The organism is Mycoplana sp. ABR4_002 (genome assembly GCF_056159645.1).
Window position 1 is genome coordinate 3,018,335 of the sequence record NZ_JBSWVO010000001.1, and the last position, 23,099, is coordinate 3,041,433.

Annotated in this window: 23 protein-coding genes; 9 read left to right on the plus strand and 14 right to left on the minus strand. The window is 65.4% G+C overall.

The annotated features are described in order from the left end of the window. The first annotated feature begins 30 nt into the window (after positions 1–30). The 3 genes from ACXAGF_RS14445 (at position 31) to ACXAGF_RS14455 (ending at position 1,795) form a co-directional block, all read left to right on the plus strand. Entirely contained in the window at positions 31–819 is a 789-nt protein-coding gene (locus ACXAGF_RS14445; RefSeq protein WP_475018089.1) for a heme ABC transporter ATP-binding protein, read from the plus strand. Between the two features lie 95 nt (positions 820–914). Next, positions 915–1,283, plus strand: coding sequence for a hypothetical protein (locus ACXAGF_RS14450; RefSeq protein WP_475018090.1), 369 nt, complete (start codon positions 915–917; stop codon positions 1,281–1,283). 80 nt (positions 1,284–1,363) lie between these two features. Next, positions 1,364–1,795, plus strand: a complete 432-nt coding sequence (locus tag ACXAGF_RS14455; RefSeq protein WP_475018091.1) for a hypothetical protein — start codon at positions 1,364–1,366, stop codon at positions 1,793–1,795. A gap of 21 nt (positions 1,796–1,816) precedes the next feature. On the opposite strand, the gene ACXAGF_RS14460 is transcribed toward ACXAGF_RS14455, so the two are convergent. The 3 genes from ACXAGF_RS14460 to ACXAGF_RS14470 all read right to left on the minus strand — a co-directional run bounded on the left by ACXAGF_RS14460 (position 1,817) and on the right by ACXAGF_RS14470 (position 4,278). After that, positions 1,817–3,325 (minus strand): sensor histidine kinase, encoded by a 1,509-nt coding sequence (locus ACXAGF_RS14460; RefSeq protein WP_475018092.1) that lies wholly within the window; start codon positions 3,323–3,325, stop codon positions 1,817–1,819. An 87-nt stretch (positions 3,326–3,412) separates the two neighbouring features. After that, complete coding sequence (locus tag ACXAGF_RS14465; protein ID WP_475019302.1) at positions 3,413–3,964, minus strand: RNA polymerase sigma factor; 552 nt, start codon at positions 3,962–3,964, stop codon at positions 3,413–3,415. A 5-nt stretch (positions 3,965–3,969) separates the two neighbouring features. After that, entirely contained in the window at positions 3,970–4,278 is a 309-nt protein-coding gene (locus tag ACXAGF_RS14470) for a NepR family anti-sigma factor (protein ID WP_475018093.1), read from the minus strand. Between the two features lie 46 nt (positions 4,279–4,324). Between ACXAGF_RS14470 and ACXAGF_RS14475 the strand changes: the two genes are divergently transcribed. Continuing rightward, positions 4,325–5,110 carry a response regulator gene (locus ACXAGF_RS14475; RefSeq protein ID WP_475018094.1) on the plus strand — a complete coding sequence of 262 codons (786 nt, stop codon included), beginning with the start codon at positions 4,325–4,327 and terminating at the stop codon, positions 5,108–5,110. Between the two features lie 241 nt (positions 5,111–5,351). Here the strand turns inward: ACXAGF_RS14475 and ACXAGF_RS14480 are convergent, their stop codons facing one another. The 9 genes from ACXAGF_RS14480 to ACXAGF_RS14520 all read right to left on the minus strand — a co-directional run bounded on the left by ACXAGF_RS14480 (position 5,352) and on the right by ACXAGF_RS14520 (position 14,951). Further along, positions 5,352–6,935 carry an FGGY-family carbohydrate kinase gene (locus ACXAGF_RS14480; RefSeq protein WP_475018095.1) on the minus strand — a complete coding sequence of 528 codons (1,584 nt, stop codon included), beginning with the start codon at positions 6,933–6,935 and terminating at the stop codon, positions 5,352–5,354. A gap of 27 nt (positions 6,936–6,962) precedes the next feature. Continuing rightward, positions 6,963–7,625, minus strand: a complete 663-nt coding sequence (locus tag ACXAGF_RS14485) for an HAD family hydrolase (protein WP_475018096.1) — start codon at positions 7,623–7,625, stop codon at positions 6,963–6,965. 46 nt (positions 7,626–7,671) lie between these two features. Beyond that, entirely contained in the window at positions 7,672–9,156 is a 1,485-nt protein-coding gene (locus ACXAGF_RS14490) for a mannitol dehydrogenase family protein (protein WP_475018097.1), read from the minus strand. 76 nt (positions 9,157–9,232) lie between these two features. Next, positions 9,233–10,006: an L-iditol 2-dehydrogenase gene (locus tag ACXAGF_RS14495; RefSeq protein WP_475018098.1), complete on the minus strand. Its 774-nt coding sequence runs from the start codon at positions 10,004–10,006 to the stop codon at positions 9,233–9,235. Beyond that, positions 10,003–11,004 (minus strand): ABC transporter ATP-binding protein, encoded by a 1,002-nt coding sequence (locus ACXAGF_RS14500; protein ID WP_475018099.1) that lies wholly within the window; start codon positions 11,002–11,004, stop codon positions 10,003–10,005. Before ACXAGF_RS14500 ends, ACXAGF_RS14495 begins: the two co-directional genes overlap by 4 nt. 11 nt (positions 11,005–11,015) lie before the next feature. Then, the gene (locus ACXAGF_RS14505) at positions 11,016–11,846 is read right to left on the minus strand and encodes a carbohydrate ABC transporter permease (protein ID WP_475018100.1); all 831 of its coding nucleotides are present in this window, start codon (positions 11,844–11,846) and stop codon (positions 11,016–11,018) included. Between the two features lie 4 nt (positions 11,847–11,850). Continuing rightward, a complete protein-coding gene (locus ACXAGF_RS14510) occupies positions 11,851–12,723 on the minus strand; it encodes a carbohydrate ABC transporter permease (RefSeq protein WP_475018101.1) in 873 nt (290 codons plus the stop codon). A 223-nt stretch (positions 12,724–12,946) separates the two neighbouring features. Further along, positions 12,947–14,260: an ABC transporter substrate-binding protein gene (locus tag ACXAGF_RS14515; protein WP_475018102.1), complete on the minus strand. Its 1,314-nt coding sequence runs from the start codon at positions 14,258–14,260 to the stop codon at positions 12,947–12,949. A gap of 199 nt (positions 14,261–14,459) precedes the next feature. Further along, complete coding sequence (locus ACXAGF_RS14520) at positions 14,460–14,951, minus strand: GFA family protein (protein WP_475018103.1); 492 nt, start codon at positions 14,949–14,951, stop codon at positions 14,460–14,462. Between the two features lie 192 nt (positions 14,952–15,143). Between ACXAGF_RS14520 and ACXAGF_RS14525 the strand changes: the two genes are divergently transcribed. Continuing rightward, a complete protein-coding gene (locus ACXAGF_RS14525) occupies positions 15,144–15,362 on the plus strand; it encodes a hypothetical protein (RefSeq protein ID WP_475018104.1) in 219 nt (72 codons plus the stop codon). Between the two features lie 20 nt (positions 15,363–15,382). Here ACXAGF_RS14525 and ACXAGF_RS14530 read toward each other — a convergent pair whose 3' ends face one another. Continuing rightward, positions 15,383–16,333, minus strand: coding sequence for a sugar-binding transcriptional regulator (locus ACXAGF_RS14530; protein ID WP_475018105.1), 951 nt, complete (start codon positions 16,331–16,333; stop codon positions 15,383–15,385). Between the two features lie 255 nt (positions 16,334–16,588). Between ACXAGF_RS14530 and ACXAGF_RS14535 the strand changes: the two genes are divergently transcribed. Both ACXAGF_RS14535 and preA read left to right on the plus strand, forming a co-directional pair. After that, on the plus strand, positions 16,589–17,950 hold the full coding sequence (locus tag ACXAGF_RS14535) for an NAD(P)-dependent oxidoreductase (RefSeq protein WP_475018106.1): 1,362 nt from the start codon (positions 16,589–16,591) through the stop codon (positions 17,948–17,950). Positions 17,951–17,963: 13 nt separating this feature from the next. After that, positions 17,964–19,277, plus strand: coding sequence for an NAD-dependent dihydropyrimidine dehydrogenase subunit PreA (gene preA, locus ACXAGF_RS14540; protein ID WP_475018107.1), 1,314 nt, complete (start codon positions 17,964–17,966; stop codon positions 19,275–19,277). A 52-nt stretch (positions 19,278–19,329) separates the two neighbouring features. On the opposite strand, the gene ftrA is transcribed toward preA, so the two are convergent. Continuing rightward, complete coding sequence (ftrA, locus tag ACXAGF_RS14545; protein WP_475019303.1) at positions 19,330–20,298, minus strand: transcriptional regulator FtrA; 969 nt, start codon at positions 20,296–20,298, stop codon at positions 19,330–19,332. A 94-nt stretch (positions 20,299–20,392) separates the two neighbouring features. On the opposite strand from ftrA, the gene ACXAGF_RS14550 reads away from it, so the two are divergent. Beyond that, positions 20,393–20,806, plus strand: a complete 414-nt coding sequence (locus ACXAGF_RS14550; RefSeq protein ID WP_475018108.1) for a rhodanese-like domain-containing protein — start codon at positions 20,393–20,395, stop codon at positions 20,804–20,806. 301 nt (positions 20,807–21,107) lie between these two features. Continuing rightward, on the plus strand, positions 21,108–23,015 hold the full coding sequence (locus ACXAGF_RS14555; protein ID WP_475018109.1) for a methyl-accepting chemotaxis protein: 1,908 nt from the start codon (positions 21,108–21,110) through the stop codon (positions 23,013–23,015). The last annotated feature ends 84 nt before the right edge of the window (positions 23,016–23,099 follow it).

Below are 23,099 nucleotides of genomic sequence, written 5' to 3' on the forward strand. Positions count from 1 at the left end.
GAGCCGCCCCTTCAAATCCCTGGACCAGACATGATCCGCGCAAAGAACCTCTCCATCCGCCTCGGCGGCAAGCTCATCGTCGACGGATTGTCGCTCGAGGCCCGCGCCGGCCAGTTGACGGCGATCGTCGGGCCGAACGGCAGCGGCAAGACGACGACGATGAAGGCCCTCGCCGGCGAAGTTCCCAGCACCGGCGACCTGACGATCGGTGGCCGCGACCTGCGCGCGCTCGAGCCATGGCAACTGGCGGCCCGCCGCGCCGTGCTGCCGCAGGCGACGGTCATCGCCTTTCCGTTCACCGTGCGCGAGATCGTCCGCATGGGGCTCGCCACCGGGCCGAACCGCCAGGCCGGCCGAGCCGAGGCGATTGCGGCGCAGGCCCTTGCCGCGGTCGATCTCACCGGTTTCGAGGGGCGTTTCTACCAGGAGCTTTCCGGCGGCGAGCAGCAGCGCGTCCAGCTCGCCCGGGTGCTGACGCAGATCTGGGAACCCGTGTTCGACGGCGAGCCGTGCTTCCTCATGCTGGACGAGCCGGTCTCCAGCCTCGATATCCGCCACCAGCTGATCATCATGCGCCTCGCCCGGAGCTATTGCGAGAACGGCGGCGGCGTGATCGCGGTGATGCACGACCTCAACCTGACCGCCATGTTCGCCGACAGGATGGTGATGATGAAGAAGGGCAAGGTCGTGGTGGCAGGCACGCCGGCGGAGGTCCTCACCGACGAAACCATGGAGGACGTCTTCGGTTGCAGAATGCGCGTCAGCGCCTTGCCCGAGCGCGGAACTCCGTTCATTCTTCCTCAGGCGGCCATCGCCTGAAGCGTCTGCCTGCGCGCGCAGGTGGAACCTTTTCATGCCGCCGGCGTTGTGGTCACACAGCAAGATCTTGCGTCCATTGGGCAAGGAGGGATCGAATGGCATCCGGAATGTTCTCCCGCGGCAAGGACCGCACCGTTTCCGAAGCGGCCGAAGGCGTCGAGGAACAGATCGCCGAACTGCGCAACCAGATCGCCGAACTCGCGCGGCTGGTGGCGCGTGATGTCGCGGAGGGCGCCGACGAGGCGCGCGGCCGCTTCTCAATGTTCCGCAAGCGCGCCCGCGACGAGGCTTCGGCCGACCTGGACGAGTTGATCGCCAGCGGCGAGGAAATCCTCGCCGAGCTTTCGGAGAAGTATCGCGGGGCCGATCGGGAGGTTCGACGCACCGTCCGCGAACATCCTTTCGCCACGCTCGGCGCCGCCGCCCTCGCCGGTTTTGTCATCGCCTCCATCCTGCGCCGCTGATCCACGTCCCAATCCCGGATTGCCGCAGGGCGGCCACCGGGACGGGAGCGGCCAAATCCAGACATTGGAGCGTGAAACTCATGCTTTCGATCGCAGCAGCGCTTGCGCAGAATCTGTTTTTCAGGGTGGAGGACAGGATCGAGGAAACCCTGGCGCGATCCAAGCGCAACGCGGTCTTCGTCGGCGTCGTCGCGCTGTTGCTACTCACCGCCTACGCCCTTGCCGTGGTGGCGCTCTGCGTGGCGCTGGCACGGCACTACGGCACGGTGCCGGCGCTGCTCGGCCTTGCGGGGGCGGTCACCACGCTGGCGCTCGTGCTGGTCGCCATTCTGCTGTTTCTGAACAACCGCGCCGCGGAGCGGCGGCGGCGACGGCGCGCCCAGATGCGGGCGCGGCGAGACCTGGCCATGCTCGCGGCCGGGACGGCTGCTGGCCGGCCGCTGGCGACGGCCGCGCTGGGAGTTGCATTGGCGCTGTTTCTGCGGCCGGGACCGCGCCGCCGCCACGACTGAGGGCAGCGCCCCCGATCCTCGTCACGCGGCGAGAGGAAGCCTGATCAGCGCGGTAAGCCCGCTCGGCAGGAATTCCAGATGCACGTCGCTGCCGAGTACCTTGTCGAGACTCCGCTCGATCAGCACGAGCCCGAAGCCGCGCTGCTTCGGCGGCGTAACCGGCGGTCCGTCCTTTTCGTGCCAGGTCATGCTCAACACCGGCTTGCCGTTCTCCTGCACGACCCGCGCGGTAATGACCAGTCTTCCCGTCGAGACCGACAGCGCACCATATTTGCGCGCATTCGTCGCCAGTTCATGCAGCACAAGCCCGAGCCCGATCGCCTGGTCCGGCCCGAGTTGCACCTCGTCCTTGTGAATCTCGATCTGGGTCTCGAAGTTTTCCGTATAGGGCCGGATCTGCGCCTGCAGCAGCGGCGTCAGGCGAATATTGCCCCATTCGTGATCGCTGAGCAGGCCGTGGGCCTCGGAAATCGACTGCAGACGGCCGGCAAAGGCGTCCATGAAGGCGGCCGGATCGCTGGTCTGCCGCAGCGTCTGACGCGCAAGCGATTGCAGCATGGCCAGCGTGTTCTTCACCCGGTGGTTCAGTTCGCGCAGGAGCAGGCGCATGCGCTCCGAGGCGATCTGTCCCTCGGTCACGTCGAGCGTGATGCCAAGGAACATGGATGGCTTTTCCTCGCCGTCGCGCTCGTGCACCCGGCCGCGCCCCAGCAGCCAGCGGCCCGTGGCGCCGACCCGGAACATGCCATCATACTCGGCGCCGCTTTGCAGCGCCTCGCGCAGCTTCGCGACCGTCGCTTTCCGATCACGCGGGTGGATGGCGGCGAAAATCCTGCGCGCCGTCAAGGTCCCGCCGGGTTTCAGGTCGAACATGCGTGCGAGCGGCGCGTTGCCGGTGACGGCGCCGGATTTGATGTCCCAGAGCCAGTTGCCGACATTGGCGGCGTCCAGCGCGGAGGCCTGCCGCTGTTCTTCGCGGGCTATCGCGGCGTTCGCAAGCGCACGGCGACGTGCTTCCTCCTTGAGCAGAAGCAGCGACCCGGCAAGGCGGGCCAGGTGCTGCAGGTGCGATTGTGCGCCGTCCGGGACGCCGGCACGTGGCACCGTGTCGAACACGCAGACGCTGCCGATCACCTGCCCGAGATGCATGATCGGAGCCCCGGCATAGAACCGCAGGCCCGGTTCGCCGGTGACATCGGGCAGCCGGGCGAACCGCCGGTCATGCGACGCGTCCGCCACGACGAGAGGCGCGCCGGGTTCCTCCAGGAGTCGCGCGCAGATGCAGTCCCTGGCGTTGGAGCTGACTTCCGCCGTCCCCTTGCGGGCGAGGAACCACTGGGTCTCATCACCGATGAGGGTCACGAGGGCGGCCGGGGCGAGAAAAAGACCCGCGGCAAGCTCGGCTATGCCCGTGAAGTCCGCATCCGGCCCAGCGAACGGGGGCAGCGTCGCCCGCACCGCCGCCATGCGCTCGGCCGACGCAAGGGCGCCAGCCACGTCGACCGCTACGGTTTGGTCGCGGCGGTTCATCGCATCCTCTTTCGGAAGATGCGGCGCGACGCAAGCCCGATCTGCGTGTTCGAATGCATGTCCCCACTCGCCTGATTGGCTCTATTTCTACGACACAAATGCCCTCGATGTCAGCGGGGCCGACACCGCGTCCGGCCCATATTCACCCTCATCGGCTATTTGCAGGATTTCCTGAAGCTTTTGTCTGGCCCGGTTGACCCGGCTCTTGATCGTTCCCAACGCACAGCCGCTGATTTCCGCGGCTTCCTCGTATGAAAAGCCCGAGGCGCCGACGAGCACGATCGCTTCGCGCTGCTCTTCCGGCAGTTGCGCCAGCGCGCGCTGGAAGTCCTGCATGTCGAGAGCACCATATTGACCCGGGTGCTGGGCAAGCCTTTCGGTCAGCACGCCGTCGCTGTCCTGGACCTCGCGGCCGCGCTTCCTGAGCTTGCTGTAGAGCTCGTTGCGCAGGATGGTGAACAACCAGGCCTTCATGTTCGTGCCCATTTCGAACTGTTCCTGCTTGGCCCAGGCCTTCATGATCGTGTCCTGCACGAGATCATCGGCCTCGTGGTGGCGACCGACGAGCGAAACGGCGAAGGCTCTCAGGCTCGGCAGGATCGAGAGCAGTTCTCGCTTGAAAGTGTTGGCCGGATCCATTGCGCTCACCGATCTCCGCTCCCCAACTCCATCTGGCTCTCGCTACGTTGCTCCGCGACATCGAGCTTTTCGAGCAGATCCAGAAACCGTTGAGGTATCGGCTCTTCCTGAACGGAGAGATAAAAGGAGCGCAATCTGCGCGCGATCTGGGCTTCGGCCCCCTCCGGCACTGCCGGCAATCCTGGTCGCTGTTGTGTCACGTCGTCTGCTCTCAAAAGAAACCGATCTATTGTTTCGTGCGAATTCGAAAGCGGAATGCGTGGCCGGCAAAAAGGTTCCCGTCGGTGGAACCAAAAAAAGATCGCCGCGTTCATTTGGTTACCGGCCATTCCATCATTCATTCGCATAGGGGAGCGTAACATGCCGATTTCCGACCGCATCCTGCCACACCTGCCCGGCCTTCGCCGCTACGCCCGCGCGCTGACCGGCGCGCAGATTTCAGGGGACGCCTATGTTGCCGCCACGCTCGAAGCGATCCTGGCGGAACCGGCGGTACTTGGCGACAGCGATGACGACCGGCTCACCCTGTTCCAGCTGTTGTCGAAGATGATCGCCTCGCTCCCGGTTTCGGTCAGCGAATCCGTCGCGCTCAAGCCGGGAGGCCCGTTTGATCTCGGCGCAGTGCCGCCGCGCGTTCGCCAGGCCCTGCTGCTCGTCACCATGGAAGGTTTCACCACAACCCAGGCCGCCGAGATCCTCGTTCTTGACGAAGGCGAAGTCAGCGCCCTGCTCGACGAGGCCTACCGCGAGATCGCGACGCAGGCCGAAACCGGCATCATGATCATCGAGGACGAGCCGCTTATCGCACTCGACCTGGCCGACATCGTCAACGACATGGGCCACCATGTCACCGGCATCGCCCGCACCCGCTCGGAGGCCGAGAAGCTCTGGAACGAGACCCGACCCGGCCTGATCCTGGCCGACGTCATGCTTGCCGACGGCAGTTCCGGCATCGACGCGGTCGGCACGATCCTGGCGCGCGCCGACGTGCCGGTCATCTTCATCACGGCCTACCCGGAAAAATTGCTCACCGGGGAACGGCCGGAACCCACATACCTCATCAGCAAGCCGTTCCAGCCGGAGACAATCAAGGTCCTGATCAACCAGGCGCTCCTGACCCGTCATTCCGTGCAGGCCGCCGCCTAGGGTGACATTGCCAAGGCGGGGGGCCGACGATGCCGCCCGCCCCCCTTCTCGATCAAAAAAAGGCAGCCGGTGCGGAGAGCACCAGCTGCCTGATTTCCCGCGGGCCGGAGGGGACACGGCGCGCGGCATTGCCACCGGCTCGAGGGCAGCGCATTTGGGGGAAATGCGTGTGCCGGTGACGCTGCAGAAACACGTGGTGTCGCCAAAAGTTCCTGCGTTCCAAATTTTTTTTGAACGACCGTCAGCCGATCCGATCGAGCTCGTCGCGATGCCGGTACATAGCCAGGAAGCGCCGGTATTCACGGTCATAATCGTCCTTCTTGTCCGCATCCGGCAGATATTCCGTGCCACCCGGATACATGCCCGGCCCGGCGGAGCCGAGATCGCGGTAGAGCCCGCCCGCCACCGCCGCCGACATGGCAGTGCCGAGCAGCACCGCGTCGCTGGTCTTCGCCACCACCACCTTGCACCCGGTTACGTCGCGATAGAGTTCCATCAGCAACGGATTGTGCAGGTGGCCACCGGTGACGTGCAGCGTTTCCAGCGCGTAGCCGCACTCGCCCAGCTTGTCGATCACGTGGCGAATGCCGAGCACGATGGCGACGCAGGTCTTCCAGTAAAGCCGGCAAAGGCCGTCGAAGGTCGAGTCCAGCGACAGGCCGCTGATGACACCGAGGCCATGCGGATCGGCGAGCGGCGAACGATTGCCGTGGAAGTCGGGCAGGACATGCAGCCGCGCCGCAAAATCGCCGCCCTCGACGGCCTGCAGCTCGCGGATGCGGGTGACGATCCGATGATGCGTGGCGGCGAGCGGATCGCCGCCGGCGCTGTGCAGCCGGACAATGTGATCGAGCAGCCCGCCCGTCGCCGACTGGCCGCCCTCAACCAGCCAATGCCCCGGCAGGACGGCCTCGTAATAGGGGCCCCACATGCCGAATCCGAACTTCCGTTCCTGCGAAAAGGCCACGACGCAGCTTGACGTTCCACCGATCAGGGCGAGCTGGCGCTCCAGCCTGCCCGGATCGCCGGCAAGGCCGCCGAGCACGCCGAGCGCACCGGCATAGGCGTCGATGAGGCCGGGCCCGACCAGGCAGCCGGCGTCCAGCCCGAGCTCGGCCGCGGCCTGCGCCGTCAGCCGGCCGACGCACGCGCCCACCGGCACGGTGTCCTTCGGCAGGGCGCCCCGCTCGCGGAGATCCGAAAGCCCGATGGCATGCAGGAAGTCGTCGCGCCAGCCGGCCTCTTCATGCGCCAGGTAATTCCACTTCGCCGTGATCGTGCAGCGGGAGCGGCTCAGCGAGCCGGTCGCCTTCCAGGTCATGAAGTCGGCAAGATCGAAGAAGTGCCCCGCCCTCGCCCACTGCTCCGGCTGTCGGGTCTTCAGCCACATCAGCTTCGGCATCTGCATCTCCGGCGACATGACCTTGCCCGAGTGGTCGAGCACCGGATGCTTCGTCGCGGTGCAGAAGTCGGCCTGCGCAAGCGCGCGGTGGTCGAGCCAGACGATCGTGTCCCAGCGCGGGTCGTTGCCGCCGGAAACCGCAAGCGGGGCGGCGTCGCGATCACGGACGACGAGCGAGCAGGTGGCGTCGAAGCCGATGGCGGCGACGCGGCCCGCGCCGACGGCAGCCTGCGCGCGCGCCGCCTTGACGGCGCTGCAGGTGGCCCGCCAGATGTCCTCGGAATCGTGCTCGGCGTGGTTGTCACGCGGCCGGTTCATGGCGATCGGGTGCTCGGATCGCGCCAGCATGGCGCCATTTCGATCGAACAGGCCCGCGCGGGCGCTTCCGGTCCCGATGTCGACCGCCACGATCAAATCGCGCATGTGTTCATGTTCCCGTCGGCACTTCTTTCAGACAAACTGGAGCAATTCCCGCATGTCGTCAAACAGGACATCGGGCTGCAGGCGGGAGAGAGACTGGCGATGGCGTTCGTTGCGCGCATGGGAGCCGCCGGCGAAGGCGAACACCCGCATGCCGGCGGCCTTCGCCGCCATCACCCCGGCGGGACTGTCCTCGATGACGACGCACGCATCCGGATCGACGCCCATGGCGGCACTGGCGTGGAGGAACAGGTCGGGCGCCGGCTTGCCGGCCCTCACCATGGTGGCGCTGTAGATGTTCGGCTCGAAGCAGTCGATCAGCCCCGTCACCGACAGCGACAGCCGGATCCGTTCGGGCTGGCTGGAGGATGCTACGCAGAACGGCACCGGCAGGCCCTCGGCGACATCGCGCACCCCGTCGATCGGCCGCAGTTCCCGGCGGAAGCGCGCATAGAGCGACTGGCGCATGTCCTCCAGAAAATGATCGTCGATGGCGAGCCCGTAGTCGTCGTGCAGAATCTCGGCCGTGGTCTTGAGGCTCTTTCCCAGGAAGCGCGCCGCCGCCTCCTCTGCGTCCATTGTCACGCCCGCAGTACCGAGCGCCTCAACCAGGGTCGCCAGCGATATCGGTTCGCTGTCGACGAGAACCCCGTCGCAATCGAAAATCACCAGCTTGATCGGGCCCGCCGCCATCTGTCCGCTCCAGTCTGATCGGCCGGCCGCATCACCGGCTCCGTGGTCAGTCCGCCAGCCTGTTGGAAAGATAGAGCCGCAGCGTCTGGCGTGTTCCGATTTCCCACAGTGTCTTCAGCGCCTTGGCAAACCGACGCCGGAACAACTCCGAGGCGGCGACGTCCCCGAAGATGTCGGACAGCGCAAGGAAGGCGAACGCGTCGTCCTTCGCCTTCAGCGCGGCGTCGTGCAGCCGGTCGGCGCTGGCGTCGTTGAAGACGATGGCCTTGCCGCTGTCGGAGGTGCCGGCGAAGTATCGGCACCAGAGCGCCGAGACCAGGGCAAGCCCGACCACGTCCTCGCCGCGCCGCAGCCGATCGGCGGTCGACGGCAGGATGAATTTTGGTTGCCGGTTCGAGCCGTCCTGCGCGAGCCGCGGGATGGTGTCGCCGATCTTCGGATTGGCGAAGCGCTTCTCGATCAGCTGATAGTAGTCGTGAAGGTCGGTATCGGGCACCGGCGGGACCACCGGAATGATCTCGTCGCGCTCGAGCTTGGCGAGGAAGGCCCGGACATCGGCGTCCTCCATCGCCTCGTGGACGAAGTGGATGTCGAGCAGGGCCGCCGGATAGGCGATCGCCGCGTGTCCTCCGTTGAGGATGCGGATCTTCATGTGCTCGTAGGGCGCCACGTCGGGCACGAACTGCACGCCGACCGTCTCCAGTGCGGGCCGCCCCTGCGGGAACTTGTCCTCCAGCACCCATTGCTTGAATTCTTCGCAGAAGACCGGCCACTGGTCCTCGATGCCGTATTCGTCGGCGACGATGCCGATCTCGCGCGGCCCCGTCGCAGGCGTGATCCTGTCGACCATGCCGTTCGGGAACGCCACGTTCGCATCGATCCAGTCGGCAAACGCCGGGTCCGAGAGCCGCGCAAGGCCGGAGACGGCCGCGTGCGTGACCTCGCCATTGCCGGGAATGTTGTCGCAGGACATGATCGTGAATGGCGCGATGCCCCTGGCCTTGCGCTCCTTGAGGCCAGCGAGAACCAAGCCGAACACGGTCTTCGGACTGCCAGGATTGGCTCCGTCTGCGGCGATCGCCGGATGGGACGGGTCGAACACGCCGGACGCCGGATCGATGAAGTAACCGCCTTCGGTGATCGTCAGCGAGACGATGCGAATGGCCGGATCGGCAAGGTGGGCCACGGTCGACGCGACGTCGCCGGGCGTCAGGTAGCCGATCATCGCCCCGGTCACGTGCGCGCCGGTCCGGTTGTTGTCCTGCTCGACCACGGTCGTCAGAAAGTCCTGTGCGGCCAGCTTGGCGCGCATCGCCTCGTCCGACGGCAGCACGCCGGCCCCCATGATCGCCCAGTCGTAGTCCCGCCCTGCGTTGAACAGGTCGTCGAGATAGACCGCCTGATGCGCCCGATGGAAATTGCCGACGCCGAAATGGACGATTCCGGCGGTTAGCGCCGACCGGGGATAGGACGGGATGCCCGCCGTCTTGCTGATCGTGTCCAGATTGGCGAGCGACAGTTTCGTGGTCATGATCTTTTCCTTCCGGTCGCGAGCGGGCAAAGCCGCCTCCGGTCCTGTCAGTTCAAGGTCTGCCGAGCACGGTGGCTCAGCTCATCCAGTTGCCGCCGTCGACGTTGTAGGTCTGGGCGACGACGTAGTCGCTTTCCGACGATGCGAGGAAGATCGCCATACCCGTCAGGTCTTCCGCCGTCCCCATCCGGCCGAGCGGCACTTCCTGGCCGACCAGGCGCTTCTTCTCGCCGAGCGGCCGGTTCTCGTACTTGGCGAACAGCGCATCGACGCCGTCCCAGTGCTCGCCGTCGACCACTCCCGGGGCGATCGCGTTGACGTTGATGCGGTGCTTGATCAGGTCGAGGCCCGCCGACTGCGTCAGGCTGATGACCGCCGCCTTCGTCGCGCAATAGACGGCAACGAGCGCCTCGCCGCGCCGACCGGCCTGGCTTGCCATGTTGATGATCTTGCCGCCGCGCCCCTGGGCGATCATCTGCCGCGCCACCGCCTGCAAGGTGAACAGCGTGCCGCCGACGTTGATGGCCAGCAAGCGATCATAGCTTTCCCGCGTGATCTCGACGATCGGCGCGAGATCGAAGAGCGCGGCGTTGTTGATCAGGATGTCGATGCCGCCGGCCTCCTCCACGCAGGTCGCGACCGCGGCATCGATCGAACGCTGGTCGGTCACGTTCATCTGCACCGCATAGGCGGCCGGGCCGATCTCGGCCGCCGTGCGCCGCGCGCGATCGACATCGATATCGGCGATGGCGACGCGGGCGCCCTCGCGCACATAGGCCTCCGCGAACGCCCGCCCGATCCCCCGAGCCGACCCGGTTATCAGGGCGCTCTTTCCCTCCAGCCGCTTCATCTGATCGCGAGCCCGTCCTCGGCGAAGCGGTGCACGCAAGCCTCCTGCGGAGTGAGATACACCTGATCGCCGTGCTTGACGGGGAAATCGCCGCCGACGCGGGCCGTCAACGTGCCGATGCCGTCGGCGTTGACGTGCAGGAACGTGTCGGAACCGAGATGCTCGGCAACGCCGACCCGCCCGCGCCAGGCGCCGGCCTCGGTCGACAGGTCGAGATGTTCCGGCCGCACACCGATGGTATGGGCACCGTACTTTCCAGCGATCTCGCCGCTGATGAAGTTCATTTTCGGCGAACCGATGAAGCCGGCGACGAACATGTTGGCGGGCTTGTGATACAGCTCCATCGGCGAGCCGACCTGCTCGACCTTGCCCTTGTTGAGCACGACGATCTTGTCCGCCATGGTCATCGCCTCGACCTGGTCGTGCGTGACGTAGATCATTGTCGTCTTCAGGTCCTGGTGCAGCTGGCTGATTTCCAGGCGCATGTTCACGCGCAGCGCGGCGTCGAGATTCGACAGCGGCTCGTCGAACAGAAAGGCGGCCGGCTGGCGCACGATCGCCCGGCCGATGGCGACGCGCTGGCGCTGGCCGCCCGAAAGCTGGCGCGGCTTGCGGTCCAGGTAGTCGGTGAGGTTCAGCACCCGCGCCGCATCGGCGACCTTCTGATTGATCGCGGCCGGGTCCTCGCCCGCCATCTTCAGCGGAAAGGCGATGTTGGAGCGGACACTCATGTGCGGATAGAGCGCATAGGACTGGAACACCATGGCCAGTCGCCGCTTGGCCGGCGGCAGGTCGGTGGCGGCCTTGCCGTCGATGACGATCTCGCCGCCGGACACGTCTTCCAGCCCCGCAATCAGCCGAAGCAGCGTCGACTTTCCGCAACCCGAGGGTCCGACGAACACGACGAACTCGCCTTCGTCGATGTTGAGGTCGATGGAGGGGATGACGGCGTGAGCGCCGAACACCTTAGACACATTCTTGAGCGCAATGCTTCCCATGGTTCTTGTCCCTATTTGACGGCGCCGAAGGTGAGACCGCGGACCAGCTGCTTCTGCGAGAACCAGCCGAGAATGAGGATCGGGGCGATCGCCATGGTCGAGGCGGCCGAGAGCTTGGCGTAGAAGAGGCCTTCCGGGCTGGAATAGGAGGCGATGAACGCGGTCAGCGGCGCCGCCTTCGAGGCGGTCAGGTTCAGCGTCCAGAACGCCTCGTTCCAGGCGAGGATGATGTTGAGCAGCACCGTCGAGGCAATTCCCGGGATCGCCATCGGCGTCAGCACATAGATGATTTCCTTGGCGAGCGAGGCGCCGTCCATCCGCGCCGCCTCGAGGATCTCGCCGGGAATCTCCTTGAAGTAGGTGTACAGCATCCAGATGATGATCGGCAGGTTGATCAGCGTCAGGACGATGACGAGGCCAAGGCGGGTGTCGAGCAGGCCGGTATTGCGGAACAGCAGATACATCGGCACCAGCACGCCCACGGCCGGCATCATCTTGGTGGAAAGCATCCACATCAGCACGTCCTTTGTTCGCGGCGTTGGCGAGAACGCCATCGCCCAGGCCGATGGGATCGCGATGATCAGGCCAAGCAGCGTGGAGCCGAAGGAGATCACCACCGAGTTCATGAAGTGCCTGACGTAGTTCGAGCGATCCTGGACCTCGTGGTAGTTCTCGAGGGTCCAGTCGAACAGGAGGAAGACCGGCGGCGAGGCGATCGCCTGCGCCTCCGTCTTGAAGCTTGTCAGAAACGTCCACAGGATCGGGAAGAAGATCAGGATGCCGACCGTCCAGGCGGCGATGGTGACGACGATCTTGCGCTGTGTCGAAACGGTGCGGGCCATTGTCTCACGCCTCCAGGGTCTTGCCGATCATCCGCATGAGGAAGAATGCGACGATGTTGGCGAGGATGACGGCGATGATGCCGCCGGCGGATGCGCCGCCCACGTCGAACTGCAACAGGGCCTGCGCATAGACGAGGAAGGTCAGGTTCGTGCTCTGCGTTCCGGGCCCGCCATTGGTGGTGACGAGGATCTCGGCGAAGACGGAGAGCAGGAAGATCGTCTGGATCAGGATGACGACCGTGATCGCGCGCGACAGGTGCGGCAGCGTCAGATAGACGAAGCGCGACCAGGCGCCCGCACCGTCCATCTGGGCGGCTTCCTTCTGTTCCTCGTCGAGCGACTGCAGCGCGGTCAGCAGGATCAGCGTCGCGAACGGCAGCCATTGCCAGGCGACAATCAGGATGATCGACATCAGCGGCGCGTTGTTGAGGAAGTCGAAGGGGGGAAGGCCGACCGCCTTGGCCAGGTAGGCGAAGAGGCCGTTCACCGGGTTCATGAACATGTTTTTCCACACCAGGGCCGCCACCGTCGGCATGATCAGGAAGGGCGCGATCACCAGGATGCGCACGATCCCCTGCCCGAACATCGGCTGGTCCAGCAGGATCGCCAGTCCGATCCCGCCGACCACGGTGATGAAAAGCACCCCGAGCACGATCGCCAGCGTGTTGAAGATGGCCTGGAAGAACGCCGGGTCGGTCAGGAAGTAGCGGTAGTTGTCGAGCCCCGTCCATTCCTCCATGCCCGGCATCAGGAGATTGTAGCGCAGGAAGGAGAAGTAGATCGTCATCGCCAGCGGCACGACCATCCAGGCGAGCAGGAGCAGCACCGAAGGGGCCATCATCGCGCGGGCGGCGGTTTTGGTGTGTAGGGTGGCCATGGCTGTTTCCAGTCCGGTTGCCGCCGACCTCCGATCTCATCGCGTCCGGAAGGAGGGCGTGTGCGGTTCAACGAAAAAAGGCCGGCGCCGCGCCTCGGGTCGCTTCCGCTTGGATCCGGAAGGGACACTACGGCACCGGCAGGAGGTTCCGCTCTCGGGAGAATGGAGAAGGAACCTCACCCCGGCGTGCCCGAAGGGCCAGGCACGCCGGGCCTTGGGAGCCCTACTTGATGTAGCCGGCCTTCGTCATTTCGCGGGTGGCCAGTTGCTGTGCGTTCTGCAGCGCCTGATCGACGCTGACCTGGCCCGCCAGTGCGGCCGAGAACTGCTGGCCGACCGCCGTGCCGAGCCCCTGGAACTCGGGGATCGCCACGAACTGCACACCGACATAGGGCACCGGCTTGACCGCCGGGTTCTTCGGATCGGCCGCGTTGATCGAGTCGATCGTCATTTTCGCGAACGGCGCCGCCTTCTGGTATTCAGGGTTCTCATAGAGCGAGGTACGGGTGCCGGGCGGCACGTTGGCCCAGCCCTCCTTTTCGGCGACGAGGTTGAGATAGTCCTTGCCGGTTGCCCAGGCGATGAACTTCTCGGCCGCTTCGGCCTTCTGCGTGCCCGCGGGAATCGCGAGGTTCCAGGCCCAGAGCCAGTTGCCGCGCTTGCCGAGCCCGGTATCGGGGGCGAGCGCGAAGCCGACCTTGTCGGCAACCGTCGACTCGCTCGGGTTGGTCACGAAAGAGGCCGCGACGGTGGCGTCGATCCACATGCCGCACTTGCCGGTCTGGAACAGCGCCAGGTTCTCGTTGAAGCCGTTGGACGAAGCGCCCGGAGGGCCGGCGTCGTTCATCAGCTTGACGTAGAAGTCGAGAGTATTCTTCCATTCAGGCTGGTCGAACTGCGGGGCCCAGTTCTCGTCGAACCAGCGCGCACCAAAGGCGTTCGCGGTCGCCGTCAGGAAGGCCATGTTCTCGCCCCATCCGGCCTTGCCGCGCAGGCAGATGCCGTAGATCTCGTTATCCTTGTCGGTGATCTTGCGGGCTGCGTCGGCAATGAACTCCCAGGTCGGCGCGTCGGGCATCGTCAGGCCGGCCTTCTCGAACAGGTCCTTGCGATACATCACCATCGAGCTCTCGCCGTAGAACGGCGCAGCATAGAGCTTGCCGTCCTCGCCGGTCAGGCCGGAACGGATGGCCGGCAACAGGTCGTCGACATCATAGTCGCTGCCGAGATTGTCCAGCGGCAGCAGCCAACCCTGCTTTGCCCAGATCGGCACCTCGTAGGTCCCGATCGTCAGCACGTCGTACTGGCCGCCCTTGGTGGCGATGTCGGTCGTCACCCGCTGGCGCAGCACGTTTTCCTCGAGCGTCACCCACTCGAGTTCGATGCCGGGGTTTTTGGAGGTGAAGTCGTCCGTCAGTTTCTGCATGCGGATCATGTCACCGTTGTTGACGGTGGCGATCGTAAGCGTCTCCGCATGGGCAAGCCCACCAAGGACAACAGCCGAGCATGCGCCCAGCAGCAGCGTCTTCAAATTCATCGGTTCCTCCCAGAAGCGTAATGAGCATTTGCTTCGCTCATGGGCATTTACTCATTTCCTGGGGTGATTTGTCAATGCCATTCGTCGCTGCACCGCCGAACGATTCCGCCAATATACTGATAAAAAACGTCTATTTATCATTCCCCGGCGAATATGAGAACACCGACACTCACCACACCAGACGGGCACGGACGGGCGGCTATGGCTTGCCTTCCGGCGATCCCGGCCGTTTTGAACGCGCCCTTGCCTCGTCCAAGAATGGCGTCGTTGCACTCGTCCACTGCGGTAGCCCGTCAGCAATTTCGGCCCACGGAATACGCGAGTCCGTGTGGTAATGCGCGACAGCCCCCCAGTTCGCGTCACGGGTCAGCGGCCACGCCTCTGGGTGATCCAGGGCGCCAATCAGGACCCACACATCCGAAATGCCTTCGTAGATGAACACCAGCGGTGATCCGCATTGATTGCAGAAGCCGCGGCGGGCAAACTTGCTGGAGCGGTAGTATGAGGGCTCACCCCGCTCAAACGAGAAGCTGTCGCCGGAAAACTGCACCGTGGCCTGAAACAGCCCACCGTAACTTTTCTGGCAGTTCCGGCAATGGCAATAGAAGCCGCGTTGCGGCGGCTTGCCCGCCTTGAAACGTACGGCACCACACAAGCAACCGCCTTCGACTGATAAGAGTTTTCTCGCCATGCCGGCTCCTCCCAATGGTCGAAATCATGGGACTCCGGGTTCTCGCGCTTCAATATGCCGACGGCATCGATTCACCGCGGCACCCGAGGTTTGAATTGAGATGGCATCGCTCGTCGGTGTATTGGACCGATTTGCGGTCGACAATTTGGAACGGATGGTTCGACGCCGCCGCGCAACCGAGTGAACGCCATCATGCACGACGACAAGCGGGAAATGCGCGCCCTTCTCAAGGCGGCAACGGCAACCCCCAAGCGCGACAACAGCGTCTATCACAAGGCCATCGGCGAGGCCCGCGAAGCCTTCGAAGCGGCTGTGTCCGCCCTCGGCGAACCGGTAAAGGTCAAGACGAAAGCGAAGCTGAAGCGCAACGGCGACTATGTCGTCAAGTGGACCTTCAAACGTACGAAATAGGCCGGCGCGAACCGCGACCGCTACTGCAGCAGAAAGCGCGCCGTCTCCTCGTCGGTGATCAGGCCGTTGATCATGCGACCCTTGAGCGCGGACAGGATCGCCATGTGCTTGCGCGGCCCCATCGCCAGGCCGACAACCGACGCCCGGTCGCGCGAGGGCAGCGGCGCGGAAGCCACGCGCTCGTTGATGCTACCCGCCAGAAGCACGCCCTCGCGGTCATACATCCAGCCGCAGATCTCGCCGGCCGCGCCCTGCTCCATCAGCCGGGCCATCTCGTCGCGCCCGAGAAAGCCATCCTCGCACAGCGGCGCATGCGGGCCGAGTTCGCCGATGCCGACGAAGGCGACGTCTGCCTCCTCGCCAAGCTTCAGTGTCGACTGCACCAGGCTCTGCTTGTGCAGGAGGTCGCGCTCTTCGGCCGACGAGACCAGCACCGGCAGCGGCATCGGGAAGTGCCGCGCCTTGACGGCGTCGGCCATGCTGAAGATCACATTGTAGTAGGCGGCCGAGCCGTCCGGCCCGATATTGCCGGTTAGTGACATGATCCGGTGCTGCGGGCATTCCATTGCCGGCAACTGGTCGATCGCCGCCTTCAGCGTGCGCCCCGTACCCACGGCCAGCACGATCGGATCCGGCCGCTTCAGCCAGCGCTCGATTTCCGCCGCGCCCGCCTCGGCAATGCCGACGGTGGTCGACGTCGAGGCCGGGTCGGTGGGCACGACGTCGACGTGGCGAAGGTCGAAGCGCTCCTTCAGCCGAAGCGCCAGTTCCAGGCATTCGGCGATCGGATGGTCGAGCCGCACCTTGATCAGCCGCTCTGCAACCGCCAGAGACACGAGCCGCTGAGCGGACTGGCGAGAGATCCCCATCGTCGCGGCGATCTCGTCCTGGGTGCGGCCGGCGACGTAGTAGAGCCAGCCGGCCCTCGCCGCCTCGTCCAGCCTGCCGCCGGTTTCGGATCGCTTCGCCATGCGTGACCTCAAAGCTGATTGCGCCTTGCTGACACCTTTTTGGCCGCGCTGTCAAACGCCCCGTATGACGCCCGCGGACGCATACAGCCGCTTCGCAACATAGGCTTTGCGTATAAAGGCAACCGCTATACTCAGGATTTCCTTGACCAGGACCCCTGAGAAACCAGCATTTCCTTTCATATTTTTACCGTTTGATAAAAAAATAAAGCATGTTACCGTTCTCCTATCAAAAGCCCACGCAATGGGAGAATAACAATGGGAACAACCGCATCCGGAATTCATGGCGGCAGGCTGTCTGCGGCCGACTATCAAGAAAATTTCTCCGACCTGCACCCGCCACTCGACAATCACGAGGCGCTGGTTGCTGCCGACCGCTGCTACTTCTGCTACGACGCGCCATGCATGACGGCCTGTCCGACCTCGATCGACATTCCGCTGTTCATCCGCCAGATCGCCACCGGCAACCCGGTCGGCTCGGCCAAGACCATCTTCGACCAGAACATTCTTGGCGGCATGTGCGCCCGGGTCTGCCCCACCGAGACGCTGTGCGAGCAGGTCTGCGTGCGCAACACGGCGGAAGAACGCCCCGTCGAGATCGGTCGGCTGCAGCGCTATGCCACCGACACGGCGATGGAGCGCAATATCCAGTTCTACCAGCGGCCCGAACGCACGGGCCGCCGCGTCGCCGTGGTCGGCGCCGGCCCGGCCGGGCTTGCCTGCGCCCATCGCCTTGCCATGAACGGTCATGACGTCGACGTCCTGGACGCCCGGGTCAAGCCCGGCGGCCTGAACGAATACGGCATCGCCACCTACAAGACGACCGACGACTTTGCCCAGCGCGAGGTGGACTACGTCCTGTCCATCGGTGGCATCGAGATTCGCAACGGCCAGAAGCTCGGCCGCGACTTCACGCTTGGCGAACTCGTCGAGAAGTTCGACGCTGTGTTCCTCGGCATGGGCCTGGCCGGTGTCAACGCTCTCTATGTCGAGGGTGAGCAGCTTGCCGGCGTCGAGGACGCCGTCGACTTCATCGCCGCATTGCGCCAGACCGACGACAAGGCCGACATCGCCATCGGCCGCCGGATCGTCGTCATTGGCGGCGGCATGACCGCCATCGACGCCGCGGTCCAGGCAAAGCTCTTGGGCGCCGAGGAAGTGACGATCTGTTACCGTCGTGGCCAGGAGCACATGAACGCCTCCGAATTCGAGCAAGATCTCGCCACCTCCAAGGGCGTGATGATCCGCCACTGGCTGCAGCCTAGGCGCGTGATCGGTCAGGACGGCCGGGTCGCCGGAATCGAGGTCGAATACACCGAGATGCGCGACGGCCGGCTCGTCGCCACCGGCGAGACCGGCATCCTCGCCGCCGACCAGATCTTCAAGGCGATCGGCCAGACCTTCGAGGCCAACGGGCTGGGACCGCTGAAGCTGGAGAACGGCAGGATCGCCGTCGACGCGGAGGGCCGCACCTCGCTCGACAAGGTCTGGGCCGGCGGCGACTGCGTCAGGGCCGGCGAGGACCTGACCGTCACCTCCGTCGCTCAGGGCCGCGATGCGGCCGAATCGATCAACCGGGCGCTGGCCGCCAAGGCGCGCGCCTCCGTCGCCGTCGCCTGAAGGGAGAAGAGACATGGCTGATCTCCGCAACAACTTCGTCGGCATCAAGTCGCCAAACCCCTTCTGGCTGGCCTCGGCGCCGCCGACCGACAAGGCCTACAACGTCGAGCGCGCTTTCAAGGCCGGCTGGGGCGGCGTGGTCTGGAAGACGCTCGGTGAAGAGGGCCCGCCGGTCGTCAACGTTAACGGCCCGCGCTACGGCGCGATCTGGGGCGCCGACCGCCGGCTTCTCGGCCTCAACAACATCGAGCTGATCACCGACCGGGCGCTGCAGGTCAACCTGCAGGAAATGAAGCAGGTGAAGATGAACTGGCCGGACCGGGCGCTGATCGCCTCGATCATGGTCCCCTGCCAGGAGGAGGCGTGGAAGGCGATCCTGCCGCTGGTCGAAGAGACCGGTGCCGACGGCATCGAGCTCAACTTCGGCTGTCCGCACGGCATGTCCGAGCGCGGCATGGGCTCAGCGGTCGGGCAGGTGCCGGAATACATCGAAATGGTGGTGCGCTGGTGCAAGCAGTACACGCGCATGCCGGTGATTACCAAGCTAACGCCGAACATTACCGACATTCGCAAGCCGGCGCGCGCGGCCAAGGCCGGCGGCACCGACGCGGTGTCCCTGATCAATACGATCAACTCGATCACCGCCGTCAATCTCGACACCTTCGCGCCGGAGCCCTCCGTCGACGGCAAGGGCACGCATGGCGGCTATTGCGGCCCGGCTGTCAAGCCGATCGCGCTCAACATGGTGGCCGAGATCGCCCGCGACCCGGAAACCTACGGCCTGCCGATTTCCGGTATCGGCGGGGTGACGACGTGGCGCGATGCGGCGGAGTTCCTCGTACTCGGCGCCGGCAACGTGCAGGTCTGCACCGCCGCCATGACCTACGGCTTCAAGATCGTGCAGGAGATGATCACCGGCCTGTCCAACTGGATGGACGAAAAGGGCCACCGCTCGCTCGACGACTTCTCTGGCCGGGCCGTGCCGAACGTCACCGACTGGCAGTACCTGAACCTCAACTACGTGGCCAAGGCGCGGATCGATCAGGATGCCTGCATCAAGTGCGGCCGCTGTCACATCGCCTGCGAAGACACCTCGCACCAGGCGATCACGGCGATGGTCGAGGGCATCCGCCATTTCGAGGTGATGGAGGACGAATGCGTCGGCTGCAATCTCTGCGTCAACGTCTGTCCAGTCGACAACTGCATCACCATGGTGCCGCTCGCCGCCGGCGTGCTCGACCAGCGCACCGGCAAGCCGGTCGATCCGAACTATGCGAACTGGACGACGCACCCCAACAACCCGATGGCCCGCCAGGCCGCCGAGTAGCCTCTCGCCTGCCCCGGCTCCCGCTAGCAGCAGGGGAGCCGGGGACCCGGGCTCATGCGGTGAAGGCTCGCCGGTAGGAACTCGGGCTCGTGCCCAGTTGCTTGCGGAAGTGATGCCGCATCGTCGCGAGCGTGCCGAACCCGCTGGCGGCCGCCACGTCCTCGAGCGATGCCCGCTCCCTTTCCAGCAGTTCGCGGGCGTGCCGCAGCCGTTCCTTCAACAGCCAGGCACCGACGCTCGTGCCCGTCGTTGCCTCGAACCGTCGCTGGAAGGTGCGCACGCTCATGCCGGCCCTGTCGGCCAGCAGGCGGATCGGCAGGTCCTGGTCCAGCCGTTCGCGCATCCATTCCAGGAGTGGCCCCAGCCTGATGCCTTCCCGCTGCTGCGGCACCGGCGCATGGATGAACTGCGCCTGCCCCCCCTCGCGGTGGGGCGGCACGACCAGGCGGCGGGCAACACCGTTTGCCGCCTCGACGCCAAAGTCGCCGCGCACCACATGCAGGCAGAGGTCGATGCCCGCGGCGCTGCCGGCGGCGGTCAGGAGGCTGCCCTCGTCCATGTAGAGAACGCTGGCATCCACGGCGATCTCGGGATAACGGGCCGCGATCGACGGGGCGTAGCGCCAGTGCGTCGTCGCGCGCCGGCCGGCGAGAAGGCCGGATGCGGCAAGCACGGCAATCCCCGAGCACAGCGACATCAGGCGGGCACCGCGGGAATGGGCGCACCGTAACGCCGAGACCAGTGTATCCGGCACGGGGGCATCGATGCCCCGCCAGCCCGGCACGACGATGAGATCGGCCGCATCGAGAAGTTCGAGGCCGCTATCGACGGTCGCAACCAGGCCGCCGGCGGCCCGCAACGGGCCATCCTCGACCCCGCAGACCGAATAGCGGTACCAGCCCGCCCCCATCTCGGGGCGCGGCAACCCGAAGACTTCGTAGGCAATGCCGAATTCAAACGTGCAGAGCCCGTCATAGGCGAGCACCACGACGCGCGGGCCGGAGAGGAAAGCGTTTGGCATGATCTTTACGACAATCGACACTTTGGCCAGTTCCGCTTCCGGCTAGCATGCCACAGGATCGGCGGCAACCGTTGAGAAAGGAAAGGACATGCCAATGCCAGGACCCGCAGCCGAGATCGCCGCCGCCAGCCCGGAGGAGGTTGCCGAATACTATGGCCGGAAGCTCGCCTTCGAAACCGACTGTTGGGACGTTCACGCCGCCTTGCAGGCCGGACACGATGGTTTTGTGCTGCTCGACGTGCGGTCGCCGACACTTTTCGCGGCGTCGCACATTCCGGGTGCGATCAACCTTCCGCACGGCAAGATGACCGCACACCGCATGTCGGAATGGCCAGCCGGAACGCTTTTCGTCGTCTATTGCGCCGGGCCGCACTGCAACGGCACCGACAAGGCCGCCCTGCGCCTTGCAAGGCTCGGCCGGGCGGTCAAGGTGATGATCGGCGGAATGACCGGCTGGGCCGATGAAGGCTTTGCCTTCGAGCACGGTGAGAAGGCCATGGCCATCTGACGATACAGCGCCGGAAGGCCCGCGGGGGCAGCCCTTCCGACGCTCGATGCCGGCCCCCGCAAGAGCTCTTCGCCCGCAGGCCCCTTGCGAACAAGGGATAGGTGTCGGCTCGCCCCGACGCACAGAAGCTTTCGGCACCCGATTTCCAGCACCCGTCGCAGGCGACGAACCTCGCGGATTCTAGCCTAGGCTGTTAACCCCGGATTAGCGCTGATCCGGCAGCTTCCCTTCGCACCTGTTTCCCGCGATCCTCCCAAGTCTCGCCCAGGAAACCGAACAAATTGAATTGCTGGGGTTTTTCATGTCGTTCCGCGATATCGCCATATCGAAGAAGATCAGTCTCGTCGTCGTCCTGATGGGCTTGTCTTCCCTTGTCATCGCCGCTGTATCCGGCAGTGGCCTCTACGGGTTGCAGCAGGCGATGACGTCTGTCGGCGCCCGCGAGGAAGTCGCACGCGAAGCCATGGACCTGCGTGTCGACATCATCGCCATCAGCCGCATGACCTATCAGCTGGCCGCCGAACCGGCGAAGGCCGCCGACTTCCGCGCGGAAACCGATCGCCGCACGGGCGAGATGCTGGACCGTCTGCCGAAGATCGAGTCCACCGCCGACGCGACCGAGAAAAAGCAACTGGAGACGATCCGCGCCGCGCTGGAAAGCTATTTCGCCGATATCCGTGCCATGGTCGACATCGCGGCCACAGACGCCGCCAATGTCGACGCGATCAAGATCGCGCTCGGCACGGCCCTCGACGGCCAGAAGGCGGTGACCGCAGCGGTGAAGGAATACAGCACCTACTCCGGCAATGCGCTGGCCGCCGCCCGCGCCGACGCGCTGGCATCCTCATCGATGGCCATGATCATCGCCGGCCTGTCCGCCCTCGCCTTCATCGTCATCGGCGCGGCGATCAGCACGCTGGTCGCGCGCAAGGGCATCGTGTTGCCGATCCGTTCGCTGACGCAGGCCATGAGCCGGCTGGCCGCAGGCGACCTGGACGCTGCCGTGGACGCTGCCCGCAAGGACGAAATCGGCGAAATGGCCCGCGCCGTCGAGGTCTTCCGCAAGAACGCCCGCGCAATGGACGAGCTGAAGGCGCAGGAGGCCGCCCTGAACGAGCGTAGCAGCGATCTTCAGTCAAGCATCGCCACCGTCGTCGCTTCCGCTGTCGCCGGCGACTTCTCCGGCCGCATCCACAAGGACTACCAGAATGCCGACCTCAACCGCTTCGCCAACAGCGTCAACGAACTGGTCTCCAGCGTCGACAACGCCGTCACGGAGATGCGGCGCGTCATCGCGGCGCTCGCCGACGCCGACCTGACCCAGGCGATGAACGGACAGTTCCACGGCGCCTTCAGGGAATTGCAGGACAACGTCAACGCCACGATGGTGGCGCTGCGCTCGACCATGAACAACGTCCGCGGCACCGCCGGCACCATCAATGCAAGCTCGGCGGAACTGAGCTCGGCGGCCAACGACCTGTCCAAGCGCACCGAGCAGCAGGCCGCCGCTCTCGAGGAGACCGCCGCCGCGCTCGACGAGATCACCTCGACGGTCCGCTCCGCCTCCTCCAGGGCGACCGAAGCGCGCGACATGGTGCGCGAAACGAAGCAGAGCGCCGCCCGCTCGGGCGAGATCGTCCGCAGCGCGGTCGACGCGATGGGGCGCATCGAGGATTCATCCAACAAGATCGGCCAGATCATCACCGTGATCGACGAGATCGCCTTCCAGACGAACCTGCTCGCGCTCAACGCCGGCGTCGAGGCCGCGCGGGCGGGCGAAGCAGGCCGCGGTTTCGCCGTCGTGGCCCAGGAGGTCCGGGAGCTGGCGCAACGTTCGGCCAATGCGGCCAAGGAGATCAAGACCCTGATCAGCGCCTCCGCCAACGAAGTCGAAAGCGGGGTTTCGCTGGTCCGCTCGACCGGCGATGCGCTGCTGGAGATCGAGGGTCTCGTCAACCGCGTCAACGACCACGTCGAGTCGATCGCAACCGCCTCGCGCGAGCAGGCGACGGCGCTCGCCGAGATCAACACCTCGATCAACCATATGGACCAGATGACCCAGCAGAACGCGGCGATGGTGGAGGAGACCACGGGTGCCAGCGAGTCGCTTGCGCAGGAAAGCCGCCGCCTGGCGGGCTTGCTGGAAGGCTTCAAGCTGGACCTCGCTGCGCGCGAGGCCGCCGGCAGAACCTACCGGGCCGCCGCCTGAGGCGAGCCGGACCAAAGTCCGGCAAGGCCCCGGCGGGTGATCCGCCGGGGCCTTGCTTTTTCTCCAAGGACAGCAGCCGGCTTG